This window comes from Hyphobacterium sp. SN044, from assembly GCF_021864465.1.
In the GTDB taxonomy this organism is placed as follows: Bacteria; Pseudomonadota; Alphaproteobacteria; order Caulobacterales; family Maricaulaceae; genus Hyphobacterium.
Map to the genome: position 1 here is coordinate 40,839 of NZ_JAKKUV010000014.1, position 7,686 is coordinate 48,524.

General features: G+C 65.8%; 3 protein-coding genes, 1 tRNA gene and 1 pseudogene. All 5 read right to left on the reverse strand.

All coding sequences use genetic code 11. The features are described from left to right. Nucleotides 1-26: 26 nt before the first annotated feature. A complete protein-coding gene (locus tag L5876_RS14090; RefSeq protein WP_236956996.1) occupies nt 27-4,703 on the reverse strand; it encodes a S8 family serine peptidase in 4,677 nt (1,558 codons plus the stop codon). 107 nt (nt 4,704-4,810) lie between these two features. Continuing rightward, nucleotides 4,811-4,886: transfer RNA gene (locus L5876_RS14095), tRNA-Thr, on the reverse strand. 67 nt (nt 4,887-4,953) lie between these two features. Continuing rightward, a complete protein-coding gene (gene udk, locus L5876_RS14100; protein ID WP_236956997.1) occupies nt 4,954-5,607 on the reverse strand; it encodes a uridine kinase in 654 nt (217 codons plus the stop codon). Then, entirely contained in the window at nt 5,604-7,112 is a 1,509-nt protein-coding gene (locus L5876_RS14105; protein WP_236956998.1) for a heme biosynthesis protein HemY, read from the reverse strand. The genes udk and L5876_RS14105 overlap by 4 nt, the downstream gene beginning before the upstream one ends. Nucleotides 7,113-7,116: 4 nt before the next feature. Beyond that, nucleotides 7,117-7,686 (reverse strand): annotated as a pseudogene (locus L5876_RS14110) (hypothetical protein); the annotation flags it as partial.

The following is a 7,686-nucleotide window of genomic DNA, read 5'->3' on the forward strand; positions in this document are numbered from 1 at the left end:
GGCGGGCGCGCGCCTTGGCGTTTCCCCTAGGGTGTGCGGACGGCTGCGCTGGTCGCGCCGCGCACCACGCCGCCCTCATCGCGCCACCGGGCGAAGACCCGGACACCGGCCGGATCGAAGGCCACGGCGCCATTGGCCCGCACGAAGACGGCGAAGGTCTTCACCTCACCGGCGCCGAAGCTGACCGTGGTCTGCGCGGCGCGGGGGGTGCGACAGGCGCCTCCGTTCGACAGATCGGTCTCGCAGACCTCGATCGTCACCGGAATGTCCGTTCCGGTCACATCGGCGGAGAAGGTGATCTCGCCGGTGCTGCCAAGGTTGAGCGCGGCGGTGGAAAGAAAGCCGACCCCGGAAGTCGAGGGGATGCGGATCACCCCGTCATTGGAGGCAGTGGTGCCGATCGAGAGGATGTCGGGTTGCTGCGTGGTGTCGGCCGAGATCAGCACGGTGTTCACGCCGGCGACCGAGGGGGCATTGTCGGCATTGGAACAGGCATAGGTCAGCGCAACCTCCCGCGCCGCGACCGGCTCTCGCGGGGTCAGGGCGAAGAGATAGGTTACCGGGCGCAGGACGTCGGCGGGCCGGGTTTCACCCGCAGCGCCGTCAATCGCATTGGTCGACGGATCTGTCGGCCGGAATTCGAAATCGAAGGGCTGGGAGGGGTCGGCGAGCGCCAGACCGCAGTCGAGCCCGGCGCGATAGCCATTGTTCAACAGCGTCGCGAAACCGGTGATCGGCTGCCCCACAACGCCGGAGCGCGCATAGGGCAGGGTCGCACCGCGCAGGCGGGGATGGGTCTGGTCATTCCACCCGGCATTGACCCGGATCGGGCCGCGCTGGTCGTCGGGTGTCGTGATCTCGATCCTCACGCCGTTGTAGGTAAGGTTCTGGATGACTACTTCGGAGGAGGTCAACCCGGCCGCCAGGTCGTCATTGCTGACGACCTCGTCGCCATTGAGATCCATGACGCGGATATGCGTGTCGACCGCGCTGCCCGAGGTGCTGACGACGTAAGGGTCCATCCAGGCATAGATGCCCGAACTGTACCAGACCGAGGTATTGGGATCGGCTGCGGCCGTTCCGCTCGTCTCGGGGACGTTGGTCGCATAGGTGTTGTCGACGGTGTGCGTGAACGGCGTATAAGGCGAACCGGGCTCCTCCTGAAAAGGACCGATACTGATCGCCCGATCCTGATGATCATTGAGCGGGCCACCCGGAGTGATCCGGAAACGGAAATCGCCCATCTGCCGCTGATAGCTCGAAACCCGGATGGCATAGCGGGTGCCGCCGACAGCGTCGAAATCGTAGCGGAAGGGCGAAAGAGCAGGCGGCGGACCGCCGGAATGGGAATTTCCCGCGGCCAGCGTCAGCGTCTCGAGCGCGTCGCCGGTATAGATCCAGATCTGCGGGTTGATGAATGAGGAATAGGCATTCATCCGGTAGCGGCCGGTTGCCGGCGCTATCCAGTGATACCAGACCCCCAATTCCTCGCGCACCGCCATGATGTCGGAAGCTCCGTCCGGGACCGGCTCACCGGGCTCTTGGGTGGCGAAGCGGTTCTCCCCCTCGATCCATTCATCGAAACCAATCTCGATCGCGTCCGCGAAATTGTCGTTCGCAGGCGGCGATCCAGCCGAAATCGTCAGTCGGTAGGGAAAGGGCTCAGCGGCCGGAACACCGCGAGGCAGATTGTCGAGCCTGACGTGATAGACCTCTCCTGCCTCGATTGGAAAATAGGCTTCGTTGTGATCAACGCTCCAATGTCGGAGGGCCGCCAGCTGCGTGCCCGTGACAACGGGCTGAAGCGACTGCGGAGAGGCTCCGCGGTAGATCCAGATATTGAGATCAAGGAGTTCGGACAGGTTGACGCCGGTAATCGTTCCGACGGTGGTGACATAAGCGCTGCCGTCCACATCGGGTGTAAAACGCCACCAAAGGCTTCGTCCCGCCCCCTCTGTGTCGGCGGCGGCCTCCTCGCGGGTCGCGAACCGGTTCTCGCCGCTATAGGACGACATCGGCAGGACGACCTCTGTTGCATTTGCGAAATCGTCATTCTGGGGAGGTGCGCTCTCGTCAGGCGGACGGATTTCGAGCACCGTGCCAAACACGCCCGACGCGTCAACATGGATCAGGTATCGCTCGCCAGCGACCACGTTGACGAAGGAGTCGAAATAATCGTCCTGGCGCATCTCGTAGCTGCTCTCATGGCGAGCGAGCAGGGTTGCGCCGGTCTCGTCATAGATGCTGACAAAGCCGTCGCGCGGAAGGTAGGCGTTTCCCTCCAGCTGGTTGCGGACATTGATCCGGAAGGCATGGCGCCCGGTCTCGTCGGGCGTCCACATCAGCCAGGCATCGCCGTTTCCGGCATAGTGAGCCAATTCTGCGCCGAATGGACGGATATCGCAGCGGGCATCGGTCCCGTGCAGTGCCAGCAGCATGTTGATGTCGGACCCTGAAATCGGGCGCGCCGTTTCTTGCGTCTCGTAACCCGTGACTTGGGCGGGAAAGACCTGAATCGATGCCACCGGGAAGTTGGCATTGATCAGCGTTGCCTGCACCGCGAAGCTGTAGGTCGTTCCGGCCTCGGCAGTGAAGCGCCGGTATGTGCCGTTCGTGTTGTTCCGCCAGCGTGAGATGCACCGCTCGGCGACTTCGACGGGAGCGAGTGCCTCGCTGCTGGCGCCCTCGAAAACCCTGACATGGTATTTGTCGCCGGAAAGCGGGTCGAGTTCGCGGGCGCGGACCAGGAACTCGCCGTCGCGGGGTGCCGTCCATTGCCACCAGATCACCGGAAAGCGGTGGTCGAGTCCCAGCGCCGCGCTATCGGGGTCGACCGCAGCATCGAGATAATAGCCGAAGGAATAATCCGACTCGCCGCTGAGCGTGTAGGCCTGGTCGAGCGTTGTGTTGGGTGACCCGACGGCAATAAAGACGTTGCGGCGCATAGGACGGAAATCGCCGATCGTGAAGCTGACTTCGGCGCGGTGCAGGCCGGGCGCAAGCGCCGTCGCGGCGGAATTCGGTCCTGTATAAATTCGAGTATGCCGCTGAGGCGTCTCGGAGGGCGCGTCAATGCTCAGCCACGGAACGCTGGCGGCCGTCGAAATGGGCAGGCCCTCATTGACGCCGTTGCGCCCTGAATCGAGATGAACTTCGTATCGGTCGCCCAACTGGCTATAGTCGCCCTCGACCCTGAAGGGACCGCCTGCGGGACCGACAAACACCATGTCCGTCCCCATACCGACATCCAGCCAGCGGTGCGATTCGAAGATGCTGCCGCCGATCCGGAAGTCTCCGAGGGTCGATCTGTCCAGCCAGTCGAGCGCGGCGTCGGCACGCACCAGCGTCACGTCGTAATTCATGCGCGGATCGTTGATCCAGCGTCCGCTGTGGCGTACAGCGTTCCAGATTGTCCGTTGCGGATAGGGATAGACGCTGCGAAGGAGCGCCACGACACCCGCCATCTGTGCGGCGGCGGCTGACGTGCCGGTCACCTCGGCATAGCCGGTGCTCCCGATCGTCGATGTGGGAATGTTTTCGCCGGGAGCGGCAAAGGCCGGCGTGCCGAACACATTTCTGATGCTGACATCGTCACCTAGATCGTGCAGCCAGGTGTTCGAGAACGACGATATCTGGCCATCGCCCGTCTCGGATTGTGTCAGCAAATAAAATTCCCGCCACGTACAGGGCGGTCCCACGTGATAATGGGTCGTACCCTCATTCCCTGTCGGGATTACGTACGGGTAGGTCCAGGAAGACTGCAGCTGATTGTCGTATATTGAAGCGTTACAAAGAGTTTCGGGATCATCACTCGGCCAGTCGGCAGCCTGGTGCGGCATGTCGGAGAAGCCGAAGAAGAAGGCGCCGACTTCGCCGCGATTATCCCTGTAACGCACGTGGATTGTGTTGAGCGCGGCCACGAGATCGGAATGCCAGGCGACGAGGCAGGGATTGTCGTCGGGACAAAAATCGCTCCCCTCCATTCGTGTGAAGACCTGAATGGGAAGCAGGCGTGCGCCGGGAGCAACGCCGCGCATCTCGCCACCCGACCCCACCATGATGCCGGCGGTCTGTGTGCCGTGGGCGCATTCGGGCAGGTCGGTGCAGGCTTCGGCCGCGCCGGGGCCTTCCGCCGACGCCGCGCCGCCGGGACACAGGCTCGTCCCGCCCTCACGCGGGGTGGAGAAGCACAGCCCGTCTTCGAGATTGGCCGCGATGAAGGGATGGTCAGTGTCAACGCCGGTGTCGAACTGGACGATCACGACGCCGCTGCCGTCGATCCCCTCCGCGTGCAGAATCGGCGCGCGCACGGCCTCGCCAATCTCCAGCATGGCCGGCCGCATCCAGCGGTCGGGCTCGACCGCGTCAACATTCGGGTCGTTGCGCAGCGCGTTCAGCGCACGGAAGTCGACATCGGCGGCGAAGCGCAACGGGTCGTCGTAGAGGTGGGTGATGGCAATCTCGTCCGGCTCGCCGATCTCGGCCATCGCACCTTGGAAGTGGCGGTCCAGCACGGTCCGGCGGATCGTTTCCGGCGTGATCGCACTGCCTTCGTCAGGCGCGCGCAAGGTGACGAGGACGCGGCCGGTTCCGCCATTTCGCAAGGCATCGAGGTCGACGGAGCCGCTGTCCTGAGCCGCGGCCGGAGCGATGACCCCCAGGCCAAGAAGGCCCGCAATTACGAAGGCTTGTAATAGACGCATATCGAACTGAACCCGGCCTGACTGACCGGCGAAGCTTAAACGGCGTACGCCTGCGTCACAACGAAAAGTCGTGGTGCGCCTGTCGGACCAAAATGTCAGGGAGGAAGTGGTGCCGCTTACGTGACTCGAACACGTGACCCCATCATTACGAATGATGTGCTCTACCAGCTGAGCTAAAGCGGCCCCGACTTGCGGGCGCGGAACCTAGCGGCGAAGCCGCGCGCGCGCAATACGCCTTTTCCGCAGTTTATCACTCGGCGCGCAGGGCGCGGATACGTTCGATCACCGGCTGCGCCAGCATGTCGAAAGAGGGGCGCAGGGCTTCGAGTTCCGGGTCGGCCGCGGCAGCGTCATTGTTGACCACGATGTCGGCGATCGCCTTCGCCGGTTCGGTGTATTTGAGATGCATCGGGCGGACGGTGCGAAGGTATTGAATGACCACCGATTCCACACTCCGCCCCCGCTCGCGGACGTCGCGCAGAATGCGCCGGGCGAGGCGGACGTCGGACGGCGCGTCGACATAGACGGTGAGGTCGTAGAGCGACATCAGGTCCGGGTCGGACAGGACGTGGATGCCTTCCACGAGGATGACGTCTGCCGGGGATATGTGGCGGGTCGTCTTGGCTCTCGAATGGGTGACGAAATCATAGAGCGGGGCGTCGATCGCCTTGCCCTTTTTCAGCGCGGACAAGTGCCGCGCCAGGAGGGCGTGGTCATGGGCGCTGACATCGTCGAAATTGAAGCGCAGCGGGTCGAAACCGGGCACGGTGCTGCTGTCGACATAGTATTCGTCCTCGCGGATAAGCCGCGCCTCGACCGGTTCGAGCCCGCGCCGCACCGCTTCGGCCAAAGTCGTCTTGCCGGACGCCGAACCCCCTGAAACCGCAACGAGAATCGTCTTCACCGCGTGCCCCGTCCGGCGATGCGATCGAGATCATCATCGCCGTCATCATCGCCGTCTGCGGAGGCATCTTCGTCATCTACGCCGGGATCATCGGGCATGCGCGGCGCGGTGTAGGCGGACTTGTCCCCGCTTTCGCGCTTCGCACGGGCCGGTTTCGGCGCTTCGAGCAGGGCGGTTTCCGGCACGGCGCCGGCGGCGATCTCATAGCGCTCGTGACGCGGGTGCAGGAGGCGGCCCTCGTCGCCGAATGTGTAGACCATCCGCTTCCAGTCATCAGGCGAATAGGGAAAGGCACGGCCCTCGGCGTCGATGTCGGACCAGTCGGCTTCGCCCGGCGCGTGGCTGGCGCGGGTCATCCAGCGGCGGGCCTCGCGTTCGTCACCCTCGATCTGGGCGAGGCGCGAGGCGAGCGCCGAGAGGCGGGCGGTCGGCGTGCCCATTTCCAGCAGCGGGTCGAGAATGGCGCGGGCGAGGCCGGTTTCGCCGTCCTCCATCGCCGCCTCGATCAGGAGGATCCGGCTTTCCCGGTGCTCGGGGCGCAGGGCGGCCAGCTCGCGCAGGCGCTCGGCGCGCTTGGCCCGGGTGTCCGACTTGCGGAGGTCGGCAAGCGCGCGGGCAATGGCCGGGTGAGGCGCAGCGGACCAGGCGGCCTTCAGAAGCGTTTCCGCCTTCTTGTGCTTGCGCGCCGGCCCCAGAAGCCGGGCGGCGAGTACGGCGGCGGGGGCAAAGCCCGGCGCGGTCTGGGCGGCGAGTTCGGCCAGGGTCGTCGCCTTCGCCCGGTCGGTATCTTCCCGGCCCAGCGCAGCGGCAGTGAGGAGAACGGCGCGGCGGCGTTTCGACCGGTCGGGCTCGATCTGACGGCGCTTCTCGCCCTCGGCGAGGGTCGCCATCGCCGCTTCCCAATCGCCCTGCGCCACCTGGGCGTCGAACAGGGCGGCGAAGGCCCAGCGGGCGGTCTTCGATTCGGCGAAAGCGATCTGGGCATGCTCGGCGGTGGCGCTGTGTTCGCCGCGCTCATGCGCGATCTGGGCGAGCCCCCTTCGGGCGACGAGCCGCGTCTTGGGGTCTTCCAGCATGGCCTCGTAATGCGCTTCCGCGCCGGGCAGGTTTCCGGCAGCTTCCGCGGCGCGGGCCGCCAGAAGGCGCGACAGGGCCGGCCGGTCGAGCAGGGCGTCGGCGCGCGCCGCCTGCCTGACGGCGACCTCGCCCTCCCCCGCGGCGGAAGCGATCAGCGCGCGTTCGAGCGCGTTGAAACCGCGTTCGCGGCGGCGCCTGAGCGAGAAGCGGCGGAGTTTCTCCGGTGCGGTCCACGCGATGTAGACCAGCCACCAGAAGACCAGCATCAGGAAGGTGAAGAGGAGGAAGACGCCGAAGGCGAGCGCGAAGCTGGTTTCGACGGCAAGGCCGAAGAATTCGAACGAGGCGGTGCCGGGATTGAGCGTGACGATCGCCGTGATGACGCAGGCGAAGACGATGGCGGCGATGACGAGGATGAGGCGGATCATGGCGTCATTCCTCCAGTCCGGCCTGGCGGGCAAGGGCCGCCCGCAAGGCGTCGAGGCTGTCTTCAACGGTGAGCCGCGCTTCCGCGCCGAGGAGCCAGCTTTGCGCGGCTTCGGCCGCTTCGCCCTCGAGACGGGTGACGGCGGCGACCGCGCCTTCGAGATCGCCGCGCGCCAGACGCGCCTCGGCGAGGCGGGTGAGCGCCTGCGGGCTGTCGCCCCCGGCGGCTTCGCCGGTGCGCTGGACCTCGATCAGGCCGAAAAAGACGGTCTGGCGGCCGGCCGCGTTCCGGATCGCGTCCGCCGGGAAGGTCTCGGCAAGAATGGCCCGGGTCGGCACGCCGGCCCGGGCGAGCGGGCGCAGGGCGGCCAATTCCTCGCGGCCGGGCCAGAGCCGGGCAAGCGATGCGCGCTCGGCCTCGAAACTGTCTTCGGTTTCCGCAATCTCGGCCAGCGCGATCAGCGCCAGTGTCCGGGCCGCCAGTGAGCGGGCGGATGCGGTTTCGTCGGTGGCGCTGCCGGCGGCCGTGGCGGCCTGTTCGGCGGCGGCGAGGCGGGTTTCCAGCGCGGCGATGCG